The sequence below is a fragment of the Variovorax sp. FW305-3-2-15-B-LB1 genome, from assembly GCF_058787635.1.
Genome location: NZ_JBYSZY010000012.1, coordinates 1 through 23,458, shown reverse-complemented (window position 1 = coordinate 23,458; position 23,458 = coordinate 1). Strand labels below are relative to the sequence as shown.

The 23,458-nt window shown below is 69.3% G+C and carries 21 protein-coding genes; 7 read left to right on the top strand and 14 right to left on the bottom strand.

What is annotated here, in order from left to right:
• Positions 1-99 precede the first annotated feature (99 nt).
• The 4 genes from AC3WQR_RS10065 to AC3WQR_RS10050 are packed head-to-tail and all read right to left on the bottom strand — an operon-like array spanning position 100 to position 4,779.
• On the bottom strand, positions 100-1,326 hold the full coding sequence (locus tag AC3WQR_RS10065; protein WP_095744180.1) for a M20 family metallopeptidase: 1,227 nt from the start codon (positions 1,324-1,326) through the stop codon (positions 100-102).
• Between the two features lie 23 nt (positions 1,327-1,349).
• Positions 1,350-3,137: a 2-oxo-4-hydroxy-4-carboxy-5-ureidoimidazoline decarboxylase gene (gene uraD / locus AC3WQR_RS10060; protein WP_369644303.1), complete on the bottom strand. Its 1,788-nt coding sequence runs from the start codon at positions 3,135-3,137 to the stop codon at positions 1,350-1,352.
• Positions 3,134-4,096: an allantoinase PuuE gene (gene puuE, locus AC3WQR_RS10055; protein ID WP_062480836.1), complete on the bottom strand. Its 963-nt coding sequence runs from the start codon at positions 4,094-4,096 to the stop codon at positions 3,134-3,136. The genes uraD and puuE overlap by 4 nt, the downstream gene beginning before the upstream one ends.
• Before the next feature lie 8 nt (positions 4,097-4,104).
• Positions 4,105-4,779, bottom strand: a complete 675-nt coding sequence (locus AC3WQR_RS10050; protein WP_056574067.1) for a GntR family transcriptional regulator — start codon at positions 4,777-4,779, stop codon at positions 4,105-4,107.
• A gap of 93 nt (positions 4,780-4,872) precedes the next feature.
• Here AC3WQR_RS10050 and uraH point away from each other — a divergent pair, with 93 nt between their 5' ends.
• Entirely contained in the window at positions 4,873-5,223 is a 351-nt protein-coding gene (uraH, locus tag AC3WQR_RS10045; RefSeq protein ID WP_070061690.1) for a hydroxyisourate hydrolase, read from the top strand.
• Between the two features lie 2 nt (positions 5,224-5,225).
• Here uraH and AC3WQR_RS10040 read toward each other — a convergent pair whose 3' ends face one another.
• Complete coding sequence (locus AC3WQR_RS10040; protein ID WP_307584594.1) at positions 5,226-5,729, bottom strand: hypothetical protein; 504 nt, start codon at positions 5,727-5,729, stop codon at positions 5,226-5,228.
• 53 nt (positions 5,730-5,782) lie between these two features.
• On the opposite strand from AC3WQR_RS10040, the gene xdhC reads away from it, so the two are divergent.
• The 4 genes from xdhC to AC3WQR_RS10020 all read left to right on the top strand — a co-directional run bounded on the left by xdhC (position 5,783) and on the right by AC3WQR_RS10020 (position 11,044).
• Positions 5,783-6,589: a xanthine dehydrogenase accessory protein XdhC gene (gene xdhC, locus AC3WQR_RS10035; RefSeq protein WP_492741912.1), complete on the top strand. Its 807-nt coding sequence runs from the start codon at positions 5,783-5,785 to the stop codon at positions 6,587-6,589.
• 215 nt (positions 6,590-6,804) lie between these two features.
• Positions 6,805-8,016 carry a urate hydroxylase PuuD gene (locus AC3WQR_RS10030; RefSeq protein ID WP_492741910.1) on the top strand — a complete coding sequence of 404 codons (1,212 nt, stop codon included), beginning with the start codon at positions 6,805-6,807 and terminating at the stop codon, positions 8,014-8,016.
• A gap of 69 nt (positions 8,017-8,085) precedes the next feature.
• A complete protein-coding gene (locus AC3WQR_RS10025; protein ID WP_492741909.1) occupies positions 8,086-9,426 on the top strand; it encodes a glycerate kinase type-2 family protein in 1,341 nt (446 codons plus the stop codon).
• 175 nt (positions 9,427-9,601) lie between these two features.
• Positions 9,602-11,044 carry an NAD-dependent succinate-semialdehyde dehydrogenase gene (locus tag AC3WQR_RS10020; protein ID WP_095946746.1) on the top strand — a complete coding sequence of 481 codons (1,443 nt, stop codon included), beginning with the start codon at positions 9,602-9,604 and terminating at the stop codon, positions 11,042-11,044.
• Here AC3WQR_RS10020 and AC3WQR_RS10015 read toward each other — a convergent pair.
• The 5 genes from AC3WQR_RS10015 to AC3WQR_RS09995 form a co-directional block, all read right to left on the bottom strand.
• Positions 11,041-11,757 (bottom strand): MgtC/SapB family protein, encoded by a 717-nt coding sequence (locus AC3WQR_RS10015; protein WP_062480849.1) that lies wholly within the window; start codon positions 11,755-11,757, stop codon positions 11,041-11,043. The two genes, AC3WQR_RS10020 and AC3WQR_RS10015, sit on opposite strands and share 4 nt — an antisense overlap.
• An 88-nt stretch (positions 11,758-11,845) precedes the next feature.
• Positions 11,846-14,611: a magnesium-translocating P-type ATPase gene (gene mgtA, locus AC3WQR_RS10010; RefSeq protein ID WP_492741907.1), complete on the bottom strand. Its 2,766-nt coding sequence runs from the start codon at positions 14,609-14,611 to the stop codon at positions 11,846-11,848.
• A 24-nt stretch (positions 14,612-14,635) separates the two neighbouring features.
• The gene (locus AC3WQR_RS10005) at positions 14,636-15,379 is read right to left on the bottom strand and encodes a PA4824 family protein (RefSeq protein WP_492741906.1); all 744 of its coding nucleotides are present in this window, start codon (positions 15,377-15,379) and stop codon (positions 14,636-14,638) included.
• Between the two features lie 219 nt (positions 15,380-15,598).
• Entirely contained in the window at positions 15,599-15,814 is a 216-nt protein-coding gene (locus AC3WQR_RS10000) for a hypothetical protein (protein ID WP_492741904.1), read from the bottom strand.
• Positions 15,815-16,103: 289 nt separating this feature from the next.
• On the bottom strand, positions 16,104-16,382 hold the full coding sequence (locus AC3WQR_RS09995) for a hypothetical protein (RefSeq protein ID WP_492741902.1): 279 nt from the start codon (positions 16,380-16,382) through the stop codon (positions 16,104-16,106).
• 201 nt (positions 16,383-16,583) lie between these two features.
• Here AC3WQR_RS09995 and AC3WQR_RS09990 point away from each other — a divergent pair, with 201 nt between their 5' ends.
• Positions 16,584-17,060 (top strand): low molecular weight protein-tyrosine-phosphatase, encoded by a 477-nt coding sequence (locus AC3WQR_RS09990; protein WP_492741901.1) that lies wholly within the window; start codon positions 16,584-16,586, stop codon positions 17,058-17,060.
• 15 nt (positions 17,061-17,075) lie between these two features.
• Here the strand turns inward: AC3WQR_RS09990 and AC3WQR_RS09985 are convergent, their stop codons facing one another.
• From AC3WQR_RS09985 to AC3WQR_RS09970, 4 genes are read right to left on the bottom strand one after another with little or no spacing between them, the layout of a single operon-like run.
• The gene (locus AC3WQR_RS09985) at positions 17,076-17,522 is read right to left on the bottom strand and encodes an acyl-CoA thioesterase (protein WP_487850076.1); all 447 of its coding nucleotides are present in this window, start codon (positions 17,520-17,522) and stop codon (positions 17,076-17,078) included.
• 20 nt (positions 17,523-17,542) lie between these two features.
• Positions 17,543-18,532, bottom strand: coding sequence for a Bug family tripartite tricarboxylate transporter substrate binding protein (locus AC3WQR_RS09980; protein WP_062480862.1), 990 nt, complete (start codon positions 18,530-18,532; stop codon positions 17,543-17,545).
• Positions 18,533-18,546: 14 nt separating this feature from the next.
• A complete protein-coding gene (locus AC3WQR_RS09975; protein WP_492741899.1) occupies positions 18,547-20,169 on the bottom strand; it encodes an indolepyruvate oxidoreductase subunit beta family protein in 1,623 nt (540 codons plus the stop codon).
• A gap of 14 nt (positions 20,170-20,183) precedes the next feature.
• The gene (locus AC3WQR_RS09970) at positions 20,184-22,343 is read right to left on the bottom strand and encodes a thiamine pyrophosphate-dependent enzyme (RefSeq protein WP_492741897.1); all 2,160 of its coding nucleotides are present in this window, start codon (positions 22,341-22,343) and stop codon (positions 20,184-20,186) included.
• Between the two features lie 87 nt (positions 22,344-22,430).
• Between AC3WQR_RS09970 and AC3WQR_RS09965 the strand changes: the two genes are divergently transcribed.
• On the top strand, positions 22,431-23,345 hold the full coding sequence (locus AC3WQR_RS09965) for a LysR family transcriptional regulator (RefSeq protein WP_492729055.1): 915 nt from the start codon (positions 22,431-22,433) through the stop codon (positions 23,343-23,345).
• Positions 23,346-23,458 lie beyond the last annotated feature (113 nt).

Below are 23,458 nucleotides of genomic sequence, written 5' to 3'. Positions count from 1 at the left end.
GCATGAAAGCGCATCCGCCGAAGAAGCCCGGAGTCTGAAATCCTGTCGTGACGGTTCGATGAAACTGCGATGAAAGTTCACACCCGAAGGCCTGTGCTTTCAGGCCAGCAGGTCGCTCAGCGTGCGCGCCACCACCTTGGTCGCGCGGCGCAGGTCTTCGAGCACCACGCGCTCGTCGCTGCGCTTGGCGTGCGACTCGAGCACGGTGCGCGGGCCGGCGCCGTAGATCACGCCGGGAATGCCGGCTTCGACGTACAGGCGCACGTCGGTGTACAGCGGCGTGCCCATGGCCTTGATGGGCTCGCCGAACAGCTCGCCGCCGTGCTTCTGGATCGCGTCGACCAGCGGCTTGTTGCCGGCCAGCGGCTTCATCGAGTTGGCGAGCAGCATGCGCTTGATCTCGACCGTGATGCCCGCGCTTTCGGCGGCGGCATCGGCGATCACCTGGCGGATGTTGGCTTCGACCTCGACCGGGTTCTCTTCGGGGATCATGCGGCGGTCGAGCTTGAACACGACCTTGCCGGGCACGACGTTGGTGTTGGTGCCGCCCTCGATGCGGCCCACGTTCAGGTACGGGTGCGTGATGCCCTCGACCTTCGACGTGACCTTCTGGTAGAGCGTGTTCTGCGCGTACAGCGCGTTCAGGATCTTGGTGGCGCCCTGCAGCGCGTCGATGCCGGTGGTGGGCACGGCGGCGTGGGCCATCTTGCCGTGCACGGTCACTTCCATCTGCAGGCAGCCGTTGTGGGCGGTGACCACTTCGTAGCTGAAGCCGGCCGCGATCATGAGGTCGGGCTTGGTCAGGCCCTTCTCGAGCAGCCAGCCTGGGCCGAGGATGCCGCCGAACTCTTCGTCGTAGGTGAAGTGCAGCTCGATGCTGCCCTGGGTGGGCTTGGCCACGGCCTCGAGGGCGCGCAGCGCGAAGGTGAAGCTGGCGAAGTCGCTCTTGCTGACGGCGGCGGCGCGGCCGTAGAGGCTGCCATCGACGATCTCGCCGCCGTACGGGTCGTGCGTCCAGCCTTCGCCGGGCGGCACCACGTCGCCGTGGGCGTTGAGCGCCACGGTGCGCCCGCCGTTGCCGTATTTGCGGCGCACGATCAGGTTGGTGATCGATTCGAGGCCGTAGTCCTTCACCTCTTGCGCGGGCACGGCGTGCTTCTCGGCGTCGAGGCCGAAGTCCTTCAGCAGCTCGGCGGTGCGCTCGGCGTGCGGCGCGTTGTTGCCGGGCGGGGTGTCGGTGGGCACCTGCACCAGTTGCTGCAGGAATTGCACTTCCTCGTCGAAGTGGGCGTCGATCCAGGCGTCGAGTTTGGCGTAGTCGGTCATGGTGGTTGTTCTTGTGGGGTCGGTCAGTGGGCTTGTTCGGCGGCGAGGTTGTCCAGCAGGAGCTGGAAGGCCTGCACGGCGAGCTGGATGTCGTCGTTGGTGCTCGACTCGAGCGGGTTGTGGCTGATGCCCGAGTTGATGCCGCGCACGAAGAGCATGGCCTGCGGCATCACTTCGTGCAGCTTCATGGCGTCGTGGCCGGCGCCGCTGGGCATGCGGAAAAGCGGAATGCCCAGCGCGTCGACGGCCTGTTCCCAGCGCTGCTGCCAGGCGGGTTCGCTCGGCGCGGCGGCGGCGCGCATGGTTTCCTCGAGCTCGTAGCGCACGCCGCGGCGTTCGCAGATGTCCTTCAGTGCGGCGACCACGTCGTTGGCCAGCGCGTCGCGCTGTGCGTTGTTGGGCGCGCGCAGGTCGAGGCTGAACTTGCAGCGGCCGGGCACGACGTTGATCGAGCCGCTGGGCACTTCGAGCATGCCCACGGTGCCGACCGAGTCGCCGTCTTTCGCGGCGCGCTGTTCGGTGTAGAGGATGAGTTCGGCCACGGCGGCGGCGGCGTCGCGGCGGCGGTCCATGGGCGTGGTGCCGGCGTGGCTGGCCATGCCGATGACTTCGCCCACGTAGCGCACGCTGCCGTTGATGGAGGTGACGATGCCCAGCGGCAGATCGAGCTCGGTGAGCACGGGGCCCTGTTCGATGTGCACTTCGACGAAGCCGAGGTAGCGCGCCGGGTCGCGCTGGATCTTCGGAATGTCTTCTTCCTTCAGGCCGGCGTGCTGCATGGCCTCGCGCATGGTGATGCCGTCGGCATCTTTCTGGTCGAGCCAGCGCTGGTCGAAGTGGCCGATGAGCGCGCCCGAGCCGAGGAAGGTGGCCTTGTAGCGCTGGCCTTCTTCTTCGGCGAAACCGACGACTTCGAAGGCGAAGGGCAGGCGGCGGTTCTGGCGCTTGAGTTCGCGCACGCAGGCCATGGGCACGAAGATGCCCAGGCGGCCGTCGTACTTGCCGCCGTTGCGCACGGTGTCGTAGTGCGAGCCGGTGAGCAGGGTCTTGGCGTCGGGCGTGGCGCCTTCGTAGCGGCCGACCACGTTGCCCACGGCATCGATGTGCACGGAGTCGAAGCCGCAGTCGCGCATCCAGCCCGAGATGTTCGCGGCGCAGGCGCGGTGCGCGTCGGTCAGGTACGTAACGGTGAGCTGGCCCTTCTCGGCATAGCCCGGGTCGGTGTGCACCGACAGCTGTTCCTGCCAGTCCCACACGTCGTTGCCGAGCGTGATGTCGGCGCCGAACTTGTCGTTCAGGCGGATCTCGGCGATGCGGTGGATGTTGCGCAGCGCCTCGCCGAGCTCGAAGCTCGGATGGTTGTGCAGCCGGCGCGCAAAGGTCTCGATGATCTCGCGCTTGGCCAGACCCGTGCCGCGCGGGCCGCGCACGGCCAGGATGAACGGGAAGCCGAACTTCGCGTTGTAGTCGGCGTTGAGCTTCTGGATCTGCGCGAACTCTTCGGGCGTGCAGTCGGTCAGGCCGGCCTTGTTCTGCTCGTTGGTCGACTCGGCGGTGAGCGTCTTGCTGACCATGGCCTTGCCGGCGAGCTCGGGGTGGGCGCGGATCAGGCCGATCTGTTCGTCGGCCGACGACGCGGCCAGCGCCTGCACCAGCGCGTGCTTGAGGTGCGCGAGCGAACGGAAGGGGCGCTGCACCAGCGCGCGCTGCGCGATCCAGGGCGAGTGCTCGTACACGCCGTCGAGCATGGCGACGGCAGCGGCCGGCCCTGCGGCGTTGAGTTGGGCAAGGGTGAGGAGAGGGGTGCTCATGATGCGGCTCCGGCTTCGAAAGGATGTGCCTGCTTCCAGTGGCGTGCAATGTCGACGCGGCGGCAGACCCAGACCTTGTCGTGCGTGGCGATGTGGTCGAGAAAGCGCTGCAGCGCCGTGATGCGGCCGGGGCGGCCGAGCAGGCGGCAGTGCATGCCGATGCTCATCATCTTGGGGCTGTCGTCGCCGTTCGGGTCGCCTTCGGCGTACAGCGCGTCGAAGGTGTCCTTCATGTACTGGAAGAACGGGTCGGCGTGCGAGTAGCCCTGCGGCAGCGCAAAGCGCATGTCGTTGCAGTCGAGCGTGTAGGGCACGATGAGCTGGGGCACGACGCTGCCGTCGGTCTTCTGCACCTTCATCCAGAAGGGCAGGTCGTCGCCGTAGTAGTCGCTGTCGTATTCGAAGCCGCCGTAGTCGGCCACGAGGCGGCGCGTGCGCGGGCTGTCGCGGCCGGTGTACCAGCCGAGCGCGCGCTCGCCGGTGAGCTTTTCGATGGCTTCCATGCCCAGGCGCATGTGCTCGCGCTCGGTGGCTTCGTCGAGGTTCTGGTAATGGATCCAGCGCCAGCCGTGGCAGGCGATCTCGTGGCCGAGTTCCTTGAAGGCGGCCGTGAGCTCGGGGTAGCGCTGCAGCGCCATGCCCACGCCGAACACGGTGAGCGGCAGGCCGCGCTTTTCGAACTCGCGCAGGATGCGCCACACGCCGGCGCGCGAGCCGTACTCGTAGATGCCTTCCATGCTGATGTGCCGGTCGGGGAAGCTCGCCGGGTTGAACATCTCGGAAAGGAACTGCTCGGAGCCCGCGTCGCCGTGCAGCGTGGCGTTCTCGCCGCCTTCTTCGTAGTTGAGGACGAACTGCACCGCCACGCGCGCACCGCCGGGCCAGCGGGCGTGGGGCGGGTTGCGGCCGTAGCCGATCAGGTCGCGCGGGTAGGGCAGGGTGGTGTCGTAGACGGTCATGGTGTGGATCAGGACAGCGCGAGGGAGATGTCGTTGGTGGGAACCTTGCGGTCGAAGGTGAGGTTGGCCTCGACGTGTTCCAGGTGCTCGGTCATGAGGCGCACGGCGAGTTCCTCGTCGCGCGCGGCCAGCGCCTTCACGATGTCGGCGTGCTCGTCGTTGGAGTGCTCGGCGGCGCTGGTGCTCTGGTACATGAGCGTGATGAGGGCGCAGCGCGAGATCAGCTCGCCCAATATTTGCGCCAGCACCTGGTTGCCCATGAGCTCGGCCATGCGCACATGGAAGTCGCCCAAGAGCTCGGTGCGGCCCGACACGTCTTCGCCGCCGACGGCCGATTTCTCGAGCGCCACGTGCTCCTTGAGCGCCTTGATCTTGGCGGGCGTGACGCTGCGCACGAAGGCGCGCGTCATTTCGGCCTCGAGCATGCGGCGCACGGCGAACACCTGCTTGGCCTCGTCGACGGCGGGTGCGGCCACGAAGGCGCCGCGCGCCGGCTCGAGCCGGATCAGCTTGTTCTGCGAGAGCTGGAACAGCGCCTGGCGCACCAAGGTGCGCGACACGCCGAAGTGGTCGGCCAGCTTCTGCTCGGCGAGCTTGGTGCCGGGCTGAAGGCGGTGCTCGACGATGGCCTTCGTGAGGGCATCGACGATCGAACGGGTAGTGGAGGACTCCATGTTTTTCATGATAGACCCAAAGCCGGTAACTGTATACACTTTTGTCCACCGGAATTTCCCGCACCCGATCTCACCGATCCGACACCCTTTGAAGGAGGCCCCATGGGCTTGAGCACTCACGTACTGGACACGATGCACGGCGGCCCCGCGGCCGGCATGGAGGTGGCGCTGTACACCACCGACGGCGACGCCGCGACGCTGGTGAAGCGCTTCACGCTGAATTCGGACGGCCGCAGCGACGGTCCGCTCTACGACAACAACTCGATCAAGGTCGGCACCTATCGGCTGGTGTTCGACGTGGCGGGTTACTTCAAGGCCCGCGGCGTGACGCTGCCGGAGCCGAACTTCCTGAACAAGGTGGCGCTGGACTTCGGCGTGGCGCACACCGACCAGCACTACCACGTGCCCCTGCTCGTGAGCCCGTGGAGCTACTCCACGTACCGCGGCTCCTGAGGTCAGTCGCCTTGTTGCTGCCCTTCGGTCAGGGTGTCGAGCTGGAAGCGCCCGCTCTTGTCCCACAGCCAGGTGTCGGTCCACGTGACCGCGCCCAGGCGCTGGGCGGGCGGGAAGGGCGCGGCCTGCAGCACGGCGCGCTCGATCTCGGCGATCACCTCGGGCGCGTGCTTGGGCGCGCGCAGCCAGTGCATCGAGACCACCTTGCCGCCGGTGTCCAGGTTCACCTGCAGGGTGCCGACCGCGTACAGCAGCGGCGGCATCTGGCCCTTGTAGATGCGCGAGGCGTTGGCGTTGTAGATGTGGCGTGCGGCGTCGCGGCGGTACTCGCGCGCAGTGGCCGCACTGGAGGCGCGCGGCGCGGGGCCGCTGCCCTGTGCGCTGCTGGCACCGCTCAGCTGGCCGGGCACCGAGCCCGTCGAGCCGCAGCCGGCGAGCCACAAGGCGGAAAGAACAGTGGCGGCCCAGGCGAGGCGGCGCGGCGTAAGCTGGCGGTTCGTCATCATCGCCGGGGTTATACCGTGAGTTGTTGCCGCCTCGGCAACCGAAGGTTTCGGGCATGAACGGTGCGGTCGATCAATTGCTGGCGCGTCTTCGGAATGAAGACGCCGTGCTGGTGCGCGTCGAATCGACGCAAGGCTCGGCCCCGCGCGAGGCCGGCACCTGGATGGCCGTCTGGGCCGACGGGCTCACGGCCACCATCGGCGGCGGACAGCTCGAGTTCCAGGCCACGCAGGAAGCGCGCGAAATCCTGGCCGGCACCCGCAGCCTCGACGGCGTGCAGCGCTACCCGCTGGGCCCGAGCCTGGGCCAGTGCTGCGGCGGCGTGATGTTCCTGACCTACCGGCGCATCGGCGCGGCCGACGCGTCCGCGCTGCAGAAAGAACTGGTCGCGCAACTCGAACCCGTGGCGCTGTTCGGCGGCGGCCACGTGGGCGCCGCGCTGGCGCGCCTGCTGGCCGTGCTGCCGTTCTCGGTGCGCTGGATCGACAGCCGCGACGGCGTGTTCCCCGACGCGCTGCCCGCGCAGATCGACACCGAGCACTCCGAGCCCGTGCAGGACGCCGTGGCTGCGCTCGCGCCCGGCAGCCGCGTGCTGATCATGAGCTTCAGCCATGCCGAAGACCTGGACATCGTCATCGCCTGCCTGAAGCGCCTGCGCACGCGCAACGACCTGCCCTACATCGGCCTCATCGGCAGCAAGACCAAATGGGCCACCTTCCGCCACCGGCTGGAGGCGCGCGGCTTCACGACCGACGAGCTGGCGCGTGTCACCTGCCCGATCGGCGTGCCCGGCATCACGGGCAAGGAACCCGAGGTGATCGCGGTCGCCGTGGCGGCACAGTTGTTGCAATCGCTGGGCTGAACAGGGTTTTCCCTTGGCGACGACGCCGCAAATAGCATCCCGCCTCGTGCCAAAACTGTATACACTTTCGGTCCACAACAAGCCGCAGCGGAGCGAGGTCCATTTCAACGGACCTGCGTTCGCGGCACTTTCTCTGCTTACAGCGCCCGCGGTGGTGAGCAGGCTGAAACCCCTCCTTGGCGCCCCCACGCGCCAACAGGGTTGAGAGAGAGCACATGGAAAGCTACTACCTCGACTGGGCCAACCTGCTGCTGCGCTGGGTCCACGTCATCACCGCCATCGCCTGGATCGGCGCCTCCTTCTACTTCGTGATGCTGGACAACAGCCTCGAGAAGCCGCAGGACCAGGAATCCCTCGACAAGGGCGTGGGCGGCGAGCAATGGGCCGTGCACGGCGGCGGCTTCTACAACAGCCAGAAGTACGCGCTGGCGCCCAAGAAGCTGCCCGACCACCTGCACTGGTCGTACTGGGAGAGCTATTCGACCTGGCTCACGGGTTTTGCGCTCTTCACCATGTCGTACCTGTGGAACGCGAGCACGTACCTCATCGACAAGAGCAAGATGGACTGGCAGCCTGGCGCCGCCATTGCCGTGGCGCTGGCCTTCTTCGTCGTGTTCTGGATGGTCTACGACGGCATCTGCCAGATCTTCGGGCGCCGCAAGAACGGCGACACCATCGTCGGCGTGCTGATCGCGGTCTTCATCGTCTTCGCGACCTGGCTGGCCTGCCAGTGGTTCGCGGGCCGCGCGGCCTTCCTGCTGGTGGGCGCCATGATGGCCACCACCATGAGCGGCAACGTGTTCTTCTGGATCATCCCGGGCCAGCGCAAGAACGTGAAGGCGCTGCGCGAAGGCCGGCCGGTCGATCCGGTGCACGGCCAGCGCGGCAAGCAGCGCAGCGTGCACAACACCTACTTCACGCTGCCGGTGCTGTTCGCGATGCTGAGCAACCACTACAGCTTCACCTACACGCACAAGTACAACTGGATCGTGCTGCTGCTGATCATGCTCGGCGGCGCGGCCATCCGGCAGTTCTTCGTGGTGCGCCACCGCTTCAAGCTGGGCAACGCGGGCAACCCGCTGCCCTACGCCATGGTCGGCATCGCGGTGCTGGGTCTCACGATCGTGTGGATGAAGCCCGAGCCAGTGGCGCCGGTTGCGGCCAGCGCCGCCCAGGCGGTGCCCGCCGTGGCCTACCAGGACGTGCAGAAGGTGCTGGAGCAGCGCTGCTTCATGTGCCACGGCGCGGCCGTGCAGATGAAGAACGTGCGCGTCGACACGCCCGACCAGGTGACGGCGCATGCCCAGGCGATCTACCAGCAGGTCGTGGTGACCAAGATCATGCCGATGAACAACGCGACGAACATCACTGACGAAGAGCGGGCGCTCATCAGCCGCTGGTTCCAGGCCGGCGCCAAGACGAACTAGAAGACCGTGGCCTGCGAGGGCGGGCCACCGGTCGTCGCACAATCGCCGAATGGAGACAACACGCAAGCCATGACCGCATCGACCTCGCCCTCAGCAACAGCTCCCGATCCGCGCGAAGCCCCGCGCGCCTTCCTCGAACACCTGTACCGCGTGGCGGTGGACCGCGCACTGCCGCTGTCCACGCTGGGCGCGCATCTGCCGAAACCGCCCAAGGGCCGTACCGTGGTGCTCGGCGCCGGCAAGGCCGGCGGTTCGATGGTGCAGGCGCTCGAGGCGCTGTGGCCGGCCGACGCCCCGCTGTCGGGCCTGGTCGTCACGCGCTATGACCACATCCCGCCGCGCCCCGAAGGCGTGCCGCAGCGCATCGAGCTCGTCGAGGCCGCGCACCCCGTGCCCGACGCGGCCGGCCAGCAGGCGGCCGAGCGCATCCTGGCGCTCACGCAGGGACTCACGGCCGACGACCTCGTGCTGTGCCTCATCTCCGGCGGCGGCTCGTCGCTGCTGGTGCTGCCGGCCGAAGGCCTCACGCTGGCCGACAAGCAGCGCATCAACAAGCAACTGCTCGACAGCGGCGCCCACATCGGCGAGATGAACTGCGTGCGCAAGCACCTGTCGCGCATCAAGGGCGGCCGGCTCGCGGCGGCCTGCGCGCCGGCGCGCGTGGTCACGCTCACCATCAGCGACGTGCCCGGCGACGACCCGGCCGTGATCGCCAGCGGCCCCACCGTGCCCGACGCCACCACCTGTGCCGACGCGCTGGCCATCCTCGACCGCTACGGCATCGAGGTGCCGGCGCCCGTGCGTGCGCAGCTCGAAAGCGGCGCGCTTGAAACCCCCAAGCCCGACGACGCCGTGTTCGCCGGCCACAGCACCCACCTCATCGCCACGCCGCAGCAGTCGCTCGAAGCCGCCGCCGCGGCCGCGCGCGCCGCCGGCATCGGCGTGCACGTGCTGAGCGACGAAATGGAAGGCGAATCGCGCGAAGTGGGCAAGGTGCATGCGGCGCTCGCCCGCGCCGTGGCCCTGCGCGGCGAGCCCTTCGCCCGGCCCTGCGTCATCCTGTCGGGCGGCGAGACCACCGTCACCATCCGTCCGCGCCAGCCCGGCCAGGCCAAGGGCCGCGGCGGGCGGGCCGGCGAGTTCTGCCTGGGCCTGGCCGGCGCGCTCATGGGCCAGCCGCAGGTGTGGGCACTGGCCGCCGACACCGACGGCATCGACGGCGTGGAAGACAACGCCGGCGCCTTCGTCACGCCCGACACCCTGGCGCGCGCCACGGCGCAGGGCAGGAAGCTGTCCGACCACCTCGACCGCAACGACGCCTACGGCTACTTCGACGCCATCGGCGACCTGTTCGTGACCGGTCCGACGAACACCAACGTCAACGACTTCCGCGCGATCCTCGTGCTGTAGGCGCGCCCCGGCCCCTGGCGGGGGCCGCCGGCAAGCTTTGTGAACTCAGGTTAATCTACGGCCCCGGCGGCGCTTGGCCGCCGTTGTCGCATGCGCACCCCCACGGGGTGCCGCGCCGCGCGCCCGATTTCCCGTTTCGTTTTCACCATCCAGTCCTCGAAGGAAAGAGTTCGCCATGACCGCCACCTACACCGACACCCGCCTGCTGATCGACGGCCAATGGGTCGACGCCGCCGACGGCAAGACGCTCGACGTGCTGAACCCCGCCACCGGCAAGGCCATCGGCAAGGTGGCGCACGCCAGCATCGTCGACCTCGACCGCGCCCTGGCCGCCGCCCAGCGCGGCTTCGAAGCCTGGCGCGACACGCCCGCCAACGAGCGCGCCGCCGTGATGCGCCGCGCCGCCGGCCTGATCCGCGAACGCGCCCTGGACATCGCCAAGCTGCTGACGCAGGAACAAGGCAAGCCGCTGGGCGAAGCCAAGGTCGAAATGATGGCCGCCGCCGACATCATCGAGTGGTTCGCCGACGAAGGCCGCCGCGTGTACGGCCGCATCGTGCCCTCGCGCAACCTGGCCGCGCAGCAGCTGGTCATCAAGGAGCCGGTCGGCCCGGTCGCGGCCTTCACGCCGTGGAACTTCCCCGTCAACCAGATCGTGCGCAAGCTCGGCGCCGCGCTGGCCACCGGCTGCTCCTTCCTGGTGAAGGCGCCCGAGGAAACCCCGGCCTCGCCGGCCGCGCTGCTCAAGGCGTTCGTCGACGCCGGCATTCCGGGCGGCGTCGTGGGCCTGGTGTTCGGCAACCCGGGCGAGATCTCGAGCTACCTCATCGCGCACCCGATCATCCGCAAGGTCACCTTCACCGGCTCGACCCCGGTCGGCAAGCAGCTGGCCGCGCTGGCCGGTTCGCACATGAAGCGCGTCACGATGGAACTGGGCGGCCACGCCCCGGTGATCGTGGCCGAAGACGCCGACGTGGCGCTGGCCGTCAAGGCCGCCGGTGCCGCCAAGTTCCGCAACGCGGGCCAGGTCTGCATCTCGCCGACCCGCTTCCTGGTGCACAACAGCCTGCGCCATGAGTTCGCCAGCCTGCTGGTCAAGCACGCCGAAGGCCTCAAGCTCGGTGACGGCCTGGTCGAAGGCACCAACCTCGGCCCGCTGGCCAACGCCCGCCGCCTCACGGCCATGGCCCATGTGCTGGAAGACGCGCGCAAGAAGGGCGCCACGGTCGCGACCGGCGGCGAACGTGTCGGCGACACCGGCAACTTCTTCGCGCCCACCGTCATCACCGACGTGCCGCTGGACGCCGACGTGTTCAACAACGAACCCTTCGGCCCCATCGCCGCCATCCGCGGCTTCGATACGCTCGAAGAAGCCATCACCGAAGCCAACCGCCTGCCTTTCGGCCTGGCCGGTTATGCCTTCACCAAGTCGATCAAGAGCGCGCACCTGCTGAGCCAGAAGCTCGAGCTGGGCATGCTGTGGATCAACCAGCCCGCCACGCCCTCGCCGGAAATGCCGTTCGGCGGCGTGAAGGATTCGGGCTACGGTTCGGAAGGTGGCCCGGAGGCGATCGAGGCCTATCTGAACACCAAGGCGGTGTCGATCCTCGGCGTTTAATCTTCGGCGGAGGCGTTCCAGAACGCCTGCTGGACGCCTTCCAGCGTTTCCAGCTCCGCGATCACCTGGTCGAGCTCTTCGGGCTCGACCGCGGTGGCATACAGCGTTGCGGCGATCTCCGTGTCGGCCTGCCCGAAGGCGTGCTGGTCGATGTCGCGCACCGGGTAGTTCGCGGCTTCCAGCTGCACCAGCAGCTGGTCCATCACCTCGGGCCGCGCCGCGCGCGAACAGATCACGCGCACTGTGTAGGTCGCCTCGCTCGATTCCTCGTGCACCGGGCGGCGGTTGATGCGGTTCACCACTGGCCGCAGCAGCGTGTTGCTCGCCAGCACGAAGAGCGCGGCGATCAACGCCTCGCCCAGCAGGTCGGCGCCCGCGCAGGCGCCCACCGCGGCCGACCCCCACAGCGTGGCGGCCGTGTTCAGGCCCGTGATGTTGGCGCCTTCCTTCATGATCGCGCCGGCGCCCAGAAAGCCGATGCCCGAGACCACGTAGGCGACCACGCGCACCGCGCCGTCGGGGCCGCCCAGGCGGGCCGCCATGTCGACGAAAACGGCCGCGCCCACGGCCACCAGCGTGTTGGTGCGCAGCCCCGCGGTGCGCTGGCGCACCTGGCGCTCGAAGCCGATCAGCGAGCCCAGCAGAAAGGCCGCGCCCACGCTGACCAGGGTGTCCAGCAGCGAGGGCAGGTTGATGTGGCGAATGGCTTCCATGAGTGATCCTCCTGATCCTCTGTGTGCGAAGCAGGGTAGCGGCCTTGTGTGACAGCCGCGACCCCGCGTCCGGACGGTTGTCTGTGTCTCATTGCCAGCCGTACTTGCGTGCGTACCAGCCCTTCACGGCCTGCGTCAGCGTCGCGTAGCCGACGAGCATCAGCACCAGCCACGGGAAGTACGCGAGCGGCAGCGCCTGCAGCTTGAAGTAGTGCGCCAGCGGTCCCATCGGCAGCCAGATGCCCACGGCCGCGATCGCCGCGCCCATGGCCAGCAGCGGCCAGGCCGCGCGGCTTTGCAGGAACGGAATCTTGCGGGTGCGGATCAGGTGCACGATCAGCGTCTGCGACAGCAGGCCCTCGATGAACCAGCCCGACTGGAACAGCGTCTGGTGCTCCACCGAATTGGCCGCGAACACGAACCACATCACGGTGTAGGTCAGGATGTCGAACACCGAGCTCAGCGGCCCGAAGAACACCATGAAGCGGCCCAGGTCGGCCGGGTTCCAGCGCTGCGGCGTCTTCAAGAACTCTTCGTCCACGTTGTCGAACGGGATCGCGATCTGCGACACGTCGTACAGCAGGTTCTGCACCAGGAGGTGCAGCGGCAGCATCGGCAGGAAGGGCAGGAAGGCACTGGCCACCAGCACCGAGAACACGTTGCCGAAGTTCGAGCTGGCCGTGATCTTGATGTACTTGAGCATGTTGGCGAAGGTGCGGCGGCCTTCGACCACGCCTTGCTCCAGCACCATCAGGCTCTTCTCGAGCAGGATGATGTCGGCCGATTCCTTGGCCACGTCCACCGCGCCGTCCACCGAGATGCCGATGTCGGCGGCGCGCAGCGCGGGCGCGTCGTTGATGCCGTCGCCCATGAAGCCGACCACGTGGCCGTTGGCATGCAGCGCCTGCACGATGCGTTCCTTGTGCGCGGGCGTGAGCTTGGCGAACACCTGGCGCATTTCGACCACCTGCCGCAGCTCGGCCTCGTTCATGCGCTCGACCTCGTGGCCCAGCACCATGCGCCCGGCGTCGATGCCGACGTCGCCGCAGACCTTGCGCGTGACCAGCTCGTTGTCGCCGGTCAGCACCTTCACGGCCACGCCGTGCGCGGCCAGCGCCTGCAGCGCGGGCGCGGTCGATTCCTTCGGCGGATCGAGAAAGGCCACGTAGCCCAGCAGCGTGAGCCCCGCCTCATCGGCCACGCCGTAGGCCGGCTTGCGCGCGTCGGCGTGCAGCGTGCGGCTGGCCACGGCCACCACGCGCAGGCCCTGGGCATTGAGCTCCGAGGCCACGCGGTGGATGCGCGCCATCACGTCGGCGTCGAGCGCGAGCACTTCGGCACCGCGTTCGACCGAGGTGCACACCGACAGGATTTCTTCGAGCGCGCCCTTGCAGATCAGCAGGTGCTCGTCCTCGCCGTGCGCCACCACCACCGACATGCGGCGGCGCGAGAAGTCGAAGGGCACTTCGTCGACCTTGCGCCAGCCGGTCTGCAGCTGCGTGTCGAGCTGCACCTCGGCGTGGCTGAGCACGGCCTTGTCGAGCAGGTTCTTCAGCCCCGTCTGGTGAAAGCTGTTGAGGTAGGCCTGCTGCAGCACGTGGTCGGAGTCTTCGCCCCAGGCGTTGGTGTGGCGTTCGAGCACGATGCGGTCCTGCGTGAGCGTGCCGGTCTTGTCGGTGCACAGCACGTCCATCGCGCCGAAGTTGTGGATGGCTTCGAGCCGCTTCACGATCACCTTCTGGCGCGACATCACGACGGCGCCCTTGGCCAGCGTGGCCGTCACGATCATCGGCAGCATCTCGGGCGTGAGGCCGACCGCGATCGACAGCGCGAACAGCGCCGCCTCCCACCAGTCGCCCTTGGTCACGCCGTTGATCACCAGCACCAGCGGCGCCATCACCAGCATGAAGCGGATCAGCAGCCAGCTCACGCGGTTGATGCCGGCCTGGAAGGCGGTGGTGCCGCGGTCGGTGGCGCTCACGCGCTGGGCCAACGCGCCGAAGAAGGTGCGCTCGCCCGTGTGCACGATCACCGCGGTGGCGGTGCCGCTGATCACGTTGGTGCCCATGAAGAGCAGGTTGTCGCGCTCGAGCACGCCGGCCTGGTGGTCGGCGGCGGTGGCTGCGAACTTCTCCACCGGCATCGATTCGCCGGTGAGCGCCGACTGGCTGATGAACAGGTCTTTCGCCGAGATCAGGCGCGCGTCGGCCGGGATCATGTCGCCGGCCGACAGCGCGATCACGTCGCCGGGCACGAGGTCGCGCATCGGCACTTCGATGCGTTGCGTGCCGGCGTGCGCGAGGTCGAAGCCGTCGTCACCCGCGCGGCCAGCCTTCTCGCCGGGCGCGGGGCGCAGCACCGTCGAGGTGTTGCTGACCATCGCCTTGAGCCGGTCGGCGGCCTTGTTGGAGCGCGACTCCTGCAGGAAGCGCAGCACGGTCGACAGCAGCACCATGCTGCCGATCACCACCGTGGCCTTCGTGTCCTCGGTGACGTACGAGACCAGCGCGAGCACCGTCAGCAGCAGGTTGAAGGGGTTGCGGTAGCACTGCCACAGGTGGTTCCACCACGGCAGCGGCTGCTCGTGGCGCACCTCGTTGCTGCCCAGCCGCTTGCGCAGCGCCAGCGCGTGGGCTTCGGTGAGGCCTTGCGACGAGCTGTTCATGCGCACCAGCACCTCGCCCGCGTCGGTGTGCGAGGCGGCGGCCAGCGCCTTGGCGATCTCGGGTGGCATCGCGGCCGAGCCGAGGCTGCTGGGCTTGGCGCTCAGCAGCGTCTGCCAGCGCTCGAAGTGATGCCGCATGTGGCGGCTGCGCAGGAAGCTCTCGAAAAAGGACTTCAGGACGTTCTTCATTGTTTTTCTCCTGTGTGGGGGCGCTCAGCGAGCGAACGCCCAGGTGAGGCCCAGCGTCCAGCCGCGGGGGCCGTCGTGGCGCAGGTCGCGTGCGTGGCTGAGATCGACGTTGACGGACGGGGTGGCCGTCCAGCGCAGGCCGGCGCGCCAGGCGTTGCGCCCGCCTTCGCGGAAGCGCTCGGCCACGAACGACAGCGCGGGCAGGGCGGCCCATTCGAGCGCGGCGCCCGAGTGGCTGGTGCTCGGCTGCGCACGATGGAAGTCGCGCCCCAGGTTCAGGTGGGCGCGCCAGGCGTCGTCGAACTGCCAGGTCACGGGGATCACCACGCTGCTGTCGGCCAGGCGCAGCGAGGCGTGGCCGACGTCGCTGCGTTGCCATGTGGCCGAGGCCAGCACGCCGGTGCTCAGCGTGTCGGTGAGTGCAAAGGCCCACTTGATCTGCGGGCCGGCACGCAGCGTGCGGCTGTCGGCTCCGCGCTCGCGTTCGAGGTTCAGGCCCAGCTCGACGGGGCCGACACGGCAGGCCGGACCGAGGTGCACGAGGCGCTGGCCGCCCCAGGTCTCGATCTGGCATTGGCCCGGATCGAGGATGGCGGCGTCGTCCACCGAATGGTGGCCGCCGGCGGCGTGGGTCTGCGTGGCGGCCAGGCCGCAGAGGGTGGCCAGCCAGGCGCGGCTTGGCGCGCGGCGGCGGAAGGTAAGAGGGCGGGCGTTGGAACGGGCGGCCGTGGCCGTCCGCACGACACGCCGCAGGCGTTCGCGGGTCATGGGAGTTTCTCCTTCGGGTGCGGCGCGCCGCGAAGGAAGGAAACGCCCGTGACGACTTGCTTACTTACTCAGCAGTCAGCCGGCGGGGCTCCTCCGCAGCGCGGCAGGCTGCGAGGTGAATGGGGGATCGATCGGGCAGTGAAGGCGGCGCACAGCGGCGCAAGCAAGGGTCCGGGTCCATGAGGGCCTCCTGTTCTGTGGGGGTGGCAGGGGCGGGCTTCAGCGGCGCGTGGTGCCGTGGCCGGACGGGTCGAGCAGCAGGAAGAAGCTGCGGATGCGGCGCGTGGTCCACAGCGCGGCGGCGCGGTCCAGGGCCTGCTCGTCGTCGACGTGCGGCGCCGGGTTCACGCGCGCGGGCGCACCGGCGTGCGCCGACGGACGACCGTGCGACGGTTGCACCTGCGGATGCAGCGGACGAATTTGAAACTGGCGCATGACAAGGCTCCTTCACGCTGAAGGGCCTCGCGCACGGACGCACGCAAGCTGACTGACAAAGTCAGCGACGAAGAACAACGGGAATCGGTAGGGGGAGCCGCTTGCCCGAGGGGCAAGGGGTTCGCGCTGCGGACACGGCGGCCGCAAGCGCGGGAGCTGCCTGCGCTAGAGGGCCGGGGGTGTCACGCCTGCCGAGGCACGCGTCTTGTCACTGATCCAACTGGCACTGTCCACGCACGGGGCTCCGAAATGATGATTTCCGGATTGTTGCACCGCATCATTGGCAGCGTCAACCCTTGGCATGAAGCAACAGGCTGCGTCGGGGCCGCGTGGCGTGGAGCCGGGCCTCGTTCGCGCTGCGTTCGATAGGGGCCGGAAACCAGCGGAAGATGTTCGAGTCGCTGCGCCAGCCGTTGCTGAAGCGCACGAACAGGAAGCCCGAGATGGCATTGCCCAGGTCGTCCACCGGAATGCCCGCGGCGCGCAGGGCCTCGACCTCTTGCGCGGCGTTCATGTCGAAGGGAAGTTTCAGCGTGATGCTCGCGCTGTGAAGACTGGGTCGGGGCATCGTGACCTCCTTTGCACTGACCAAGGGCCGTAGTGAAGCGCAAGGAGTTGTGTCAGGCGATACCGAAGATATGGGAGCTGTCCATTGGACAGAGGGGGTGCGATTCGCCCTCGCTCCCTCGTGGCATCCCCTGACCGGGGGATGCCAGGGGTAGGGCGGCCTATGCCGAATGCCTGCTCCTCGTGCCTATAGTCGACGCGCATGAAACCAAGCACCCCTGCCATCCTGTTCGTGTGCACAGGGAACATCTGCCGCTCGCCGACCGCGCACGCATTGCTGCTCGACAAGGCGCAGCGCGCAGGCTTCGCGGTGGAGGTCGACAGCGCCGCCATCTCCGACGAGGAGCGCGGCAATCCGCCCGATCCGCGCTCGGTGGCCGAGGCGCTGCGGCGCGGCATCGCGATGCCCGCGCACCGCGCACGCCAGGTGCATGCGGCCGACTTCGAACGCTTCGACTGGCTCATCGGCATGACGCAGCAGCACTGCGCCGCATTGCGCCGACGTGCGCCCGCCGATGCGGGGCGCAAGGTGCGCCTGCTCTCGGAGTTCGCCGATGCCATCGGCGGCGACGTGCCCGACCCGTGGTACGGCGGTCACCAGGCCTTCATCGAGGCCTTCGACCTGATCGACCTCGGCGTGGAAGGCCTGCTCGCGCAGCTGTGTCGCGACGCGGCCTGAACGGGCAGGCCTTGTTCAGCCCGTGCAGAGCGCGCGGATCGTCGGCGGAATCGGCACCGCGCGGATGCCGCCGCCTTCGCGCTTCGCGGCAAAGATCCGCACCTCTTCGCATTCGAGGATCAGGTCGTCGCCGCGCGTCACGCGGTAGGTCTGCACGAAGCTCTTGTCGCGCCATTCGGTGATGCGCACCGCGATGTGCAGCGTGTCGCCGTAGCTGGCCGCCTTGACGAAGCGCGTGTGCGTGTCGACCAGCGGCGTGCCGATCACGCCGAGCGTGCGGGCGGTGTCTTCCCAGCGCGGCACGCCGCACTCGGCGAAGAAATGGCGCGAGGCTGCGTCGATCCAGCGGAAGAAGTTGGGAAACCAGACGATGCCGGCCGGGTCGCAGTCGCCGAACTCGACGCGTGCGGTGTAGACGACTTCCTTGCCGGAAGCGTCGGTGGGAGAGGGAGTGCTGCTCATCCGTCGATTGTCCCGGCTGCTCAGTCCGCCTTGATGCCGCGCTCGCGGATGAGTGCGCCGAAGCGTTGCGAATCGGCCGCCGCGCGGCGCTGGAAGTCGGCCGGCGTGCCCGGCGCCGGCTCGCCGCCGATGGCCGCGATGCGCTCCTTCACCGCCGGCAGCGCGAGCGCGCGGTTGACCTGCGTGTTGAGCTGCGCCACCACCTCGGGCGGCGTGCCGGCCGGGGCGTAGAAGCCGAACACCGTGTCGGCGTCGAAGCCGCGCAGGCCGGCCTCGTCGAGTGTGGGCACGTCGGGGAACTGCGACGAGCGGTGCGGGCTGCCCACGGCCAGCAGCTTGAGCTTGCCGGCGCGCACCTGGTTCAGGGCAATGCCGGGGTCGAAGGCGTAGTCGATCTGGCCGGCCAGCAGGTCCTGCAAGGCGGGCGCCGCGCCGCGGTAGGGTACGTGCAGCGCGAACAGGCCGGCCTGGCTCTTGAACATCTCGCCCGCCAGGTGCGGCGAGCTGCCGTTGCCCGGCGAGCCGTACGACAGCTTGCCGGGGTTGGCCTTGAGGTAGGCCATGAACGACTTCACGTCGGTCGGCGGCAGGGAAGGGCGCGTGACCAGGAACACCAGCACGCGCGCGGCGGCGGCCACGGGCACCAGGTCCTTGGCGGGGTCGAAGCTCATGCGCGCATACAGGTGCGGGTTCACCGACACCATGCCGCCCGAGCTCATGAGCAGCGTGTAGCCGTCGGCCGCCGCGCGCGCCACGGCCTCGCCGCCGACGTTGCCGTTGGCGCCGCCACGGTTCTCGATCACCACGGGCTGCTTCAGCGCCTCCTGCAGCGGCTGCGAGACGGCGCGCGCGAGCTGGTCGGCCGCGCCGCCGGCCGGGAAGTTGACGATCACCTTGATGGGTTTGGAGGGCCAGGTGTCGGCGTGCACGGCGGGCGCGCACAAGGCCGTGCTGGCCAGGGCGAGCGCCAGCAGCAGGCGGCGCGATGAGGCGGGGGTGGATGGGGTCATGGTTCTTTGTCTCCTCAGATCGTGGTCGTTGTCTTGGGCCGCTTCATCCAGCGGATGGGTTGCGCCTGCACCGGGCGCGGCGCGGCGCCGTGGCGCGTGAGCGCGGCGTCCAGCGCCTTGCCGCCTTCGTCGGCGAGCGCGGCCTCGCGTGCCGCCGCAATCGCCTCGGCGCGCGCGGCGGGCTGCAGCGTGGCGCGGCCCGCGAGCTCGTCGATCACGTGCAGCAGGTTGTGCTTGCCGCGTTCGTTGGTGCTGCCGTAGCCCTTGATGAGCCGGCCGCACAGCGCCAGCTCGCGGCCCAGCGCCCAGTGCGTGCGCGTGCCGGTCTCGACGGCGGTGAGCCAGCGCTCGATCAGCGCCTGCTCTTCGGCAAAGCGGCTGCCGCGCCGGCGCAGCCAGGTGAGCGAGGCCAGCACGCGCAGCGAGGCCATGCCCAGCACCGAGTGGCTGCCCACCTGCAGCGGCAGCGCCCAGGGTGCGAGTCCGCGCGACTGGCGGGCGCGGTCCCAGGCGGTCACGCGGCGCGCGAGCGACGGCGGCAGCAGCGCCGCGAACTCGGGCGCGCCGGGCTTGAAGTGGTCGAAGACCTTCACGAGGTCGTCGTCGCCCGCGCGCACTTCCTGGCGCACGCGCTGCGCACGGCTGGCGCGGCCCTTCAGCGCGGCCACGCGCACGATGTCGTCGAAGGCCATCCACAGCGCCAGCCAGCGCGCCATTTCGCGCGTGACCGCGAAGCCCTGCGCGCCCGACGGATCGGCGGCGCGCTCGGCCTCGAGCACCCGCGCGAGGCGATCGGCGTACAGCGCGGCGTAGGCGTTGTCCTGGTAGTCGCGCACCCGCGCGTGGCCCAGCGCGAGCATGTCGTGCACGGCCGGCGGAAAGCGGCGGGCCACCTCGTCGGGCAGGGCCTGCGGCGGCGGGGGCGCGTCGCGCGTGTCGTCGCCGGCCAGCACGCCCTGCACGAAGGCGGCCTGGGCGCGCGGCGCGCGCACGGCCTCGAAGGCGGCGGCAAAGCCACGCAGGCTGGCGGCGGCCATCTTGCCGAGCTTGTCGGGCGCGGCTTCGTCGCCGCCGCGCACCGCGCGCTCGTAGGCCTCGCGCGGGAACGGGAACAGGCCGCTGCCCGCGATCGCGCCCAGCATCACGGCGCTGACCACCGTGCCGGCCTCGCGTGCCATGGCGCCCATGTCGAGCACGTGGTGCTCGCGGCTGAAGGCCTTGACCACGTCCAGCAGGCGCTGCGCGTCGGCGCGGCCGTCGCCGGGCACCATGCGCTCGGCCGTGGTGAGCACGCGCGCCGACGAGCTGATGACCAGCGTGCGCAGCGGCGCGCTCATGCCGTTGCCGATCTGGCGCGTGGTTTCCAGCAGCTCCGACGAGACGATCGCGTCGAGCGCGCCCGGCACCGGGCCCAGGCTGAACACCGGCCGCCGGCCGCCCAGCTGCGCCATCGGCACCGGGAACACTTCGAGGTAGTAGGTGGTGGCGCCGGTGCGCTGCGCCACGCCGGGGATCGACGTGCTCTGCGCCGCGTAGCCCGCGTGCCGCGCGGCGTCGACCAGCCATTCGGTGAGCACGCCGCCGCCTTCGCCGCCGAGGGCGCACACGAGCAGGGTGGTGGGACGGTTCTGTTCCATGTCTCAGTTCTCTTTCATGCCGGGCGCAGGGCGCCGACGATCGCGCTGCGCAGGCCGTGCAGCAGGCGTTCGTGCCACTTCGGGTTCTGCACCACCTCGGCCCGGTAGAAGCTCGGGCACAGCGTGGCCGCGTGCGCGTTGGCGCCGCACAGGCCACAGCCCACGCAGCCGTCGATGACCACTGCCACCGGGTCGACCTTCAGCGGATCGGGGTTGTCCTTGAGCGTGAGGGTGGGGCAGCCCGACAGGCGGATGCAGGCGTGGTCGCCGTTGCACACGTCCTCGTCGACGCCGTACTTCACGCGCACCACGCGCTGGCCCTTCTTGAGCAGGCCGGCGATCCACGGCTTGATGCGGCGCTGCCGCTCGAGCTGGCACTCGCCTTCGGCGATCACCACCTTCAGGCCGTTGAAGTCGCTCGTGAGCGCCTCGGTGAGGGTCTTGCGCATGCGCTCCACGTCGTAGGTGGTGACGGTGCGCATCCACTTCACGCCCAGGCCCGTGAGCGTGGCCTCGATGGTCTGGTTCTTGTCGACCAGGCTCTGCTGCTTGTCGACGGCGCGCTCCTTCACCTCGTCGTCGGGCGTGGAGATGATGTCCTGCGTGCCGGTGGCCGAGGTGTAGCCGTTCTTGAAGATCAGCAGCACCGCGTCGTCGTCGTTGAACAGCGCGCTCTGCACGCCGGTGAGCAGGCCGTTGTGCCAGAAGCCGCCGTCGCCCATGATCGACAGCGTGCGCCGGTTCATCATCGGCGCCACGCCCGCGCGGCTGGCCAGGCTCATGCCGTAGCCGAGGATCGAGTGGCCCATCGAGAAGGGCTCGAAGGTGCCGAAGGCATGGCAGCCGATGTCGGCCGCGATGTGCACCGGCCCGGTCTCCTGCTGCGCGAGCTTGAGGGCCGAGAACACCGGCCGCTCGGGGCAGCCGACGCAAAAACTCGGCGGGCGGTTGGGCAGCGGCGCATCGAGCCGACGCGCCACCGCTTCGCGACGTTCGCGGTTGCCGGCCAGCCAGGCCTGCGCCGAGGTTGCTGCCTCGCTCGCGCCGAGGTAGCGCTCGGCAAAGGCCGCGAGGCCGCCCGACAGCACCTCCACGCCGTACTCGCCGGCCTGCGGCAGCAGGTCCTTGCCGTGCAGCGGCGTCTGGATGTCGCGCCGGCGCAGCAGCGTGGCGATGTCCTGCTCGATGTACTCGGGCTGGCCTTCTTCCACCACCAGCACCGCACGCTTGCCCACGCAGAAGTCGGCCACCTGCTCGGGCACCAGCGGGTAGGTCACGTTGAGCACCAGGATCGGGATGTCGGTGTCGCCGAAGGCATCGGCCAGGCCCTGCTGCTGCAGGCTGCGGATCAGCGCGTTGTACAGGCCGCCCTGCACCACGATGCCCAGGTCGGGGTGGCGCCGGCCGGGCATCAGCTCGTTGAGGCCGTTCGCCACGATGTGGCGGCGCGCGGCCGGCATGCGCTCGTCGCCCTTGAGCTTCTCGTGGCGGAAGGTGACGGGCGGGTGCGCGAGCTTCATGTAGTTGAAGCCGGCCGGCTCGTCCATCAGCGCGCGCGTCGACACGGCGGGCGCGATGTTGTCCTTGCAGTCGAAGCTGCCGCGCACGTGGCAGGTGCGGATGCGCAGCTCCATCAGGCAGGGCATGTTCGAGGCCTCCGACAGCTGGAAGCCCTGCTCGACCATGCGCACCATCACGCCCAGGTCGGGCCGCGGATCGAGCAGGCACATGCTCGACTTGAGCGCGTAGGCGTGCGTGCGCTCCTGGATCACGCTGGCGCCTTCGCCGTAGTCTTCGCCGACCACGATCAGCACGCCGCCGGTCACGCCGGGCGACGACAGGTTCGACAACGCATCGGCCGCCACGTTGGTGCCGACGATCGACTTCCAGGTCACGGCGCCGCGCAGCGGGTAGTGGATGGACGCACCGAGCATCGCCGCGGCCGAGGCCTCGTTGGAGCAGGCCTCGACGTGCACGCCCAGCTCGTCCATGTAGGCCTTGCCCTGCACCATCACGTCCAGCAGGTGCGACACCGGCGCGCCCTGGTAGCCGCCGACGTAGGCCACGCCCGACTGCAGCAGGCCCTTGGTGATCGCGAGGATGCCCTCGCCGTGGAAGGTGTCGCCCGCGCCCAGGCGCAGCATTTCCACTTCCTTGCTGAATGAAACTTCCATCGTGTCTCGTGCTTCTTGTCGTGAGGAGAACGCGGGAGTGTGGGCGGGCCTGCGTCATACTTCAATGCAATGAGCCAGCTATCGAATATGAATGGGGTGCATATTGATTCGGTCGACCTCAACCTGCTGCGGTTGTTCGACGCCGTCTACCGCACCCGCAACGTGAGCCGCGCCGCCGAGGCCCTGGGCCTCACGCAGCCGGCGGCCAGCCACGGCCTCACGCGGCTGCGCCTGCTCCTGGGCGACGCGCTGTTCACGCGCAGCCTCGGCGGCGTGGCGCCCACGCCGCGCGCCGAGCGGCTGGCGGTGCCCGTGCAGTCGGCGCTGGCCATGCTGCAGCAGGCACTGAGCGAGCCCGAGCGCTTCGACCCGGCCGCCTCGCGCAAGCTCTTTCGCATCCACATGAGCGACATCGGCGAGGGCCGTTTCCTGCCTGCGCTGATGGCGCGGCTGCGCGAGCTGGCGCCCGGCGTGCGCGTGGAGACCATGCCGCTCGCGCCGGGCGAGATCGCCACCGCGCTGGACAGCGGCCGGGTCGACTTCGCCTTCGGCTTCCTGCCGCACGTGGAGGACACCCAGCGCACCCAGCTGCTGAAAGACCGCTACATCGTGCTGCTGCGCCACGACCACCCCTTCGTGAAGCGCCGGCGCAGCGGCCAGGCGCTGCTGGCCGCGCTGCACGAGCTCGACTACGTGGCCGTGCGCACCCACGCCGACACGCTGCGCATCCTGCAGCTGCTGAACCTCGAAGACCGGCTGCGCCTGACGACCGAGCACTTCATGGTGCTGCCGGCCATCGTGCGCGCCACCGACCTGGCGGTGGTGATGCCGCGCAACATCGCGCGCGGCTTCGCGGCCGAAGGCGGCTACGCCATCGTCGAGCCGCCGTTTCCGCTGCGCGACTTCACCGTGTCGCTGCACTGGAGCAAGCGCTTCGAGGCCGACCCGGGCAACCGGTGGTTGCGGCAGGTGATCGTGGCCCTGTTCTCGGAGCGCGGCTGACCGCGACCGCCGAACACCCGCAGCGTGCCCCGTGACCAGGGCACTGGGTGCTTCCCGCAGCGAAATCAAGGAGGAGGGCGAAGCCCGGGGGACATTCGCGGAGGGAAGTACCC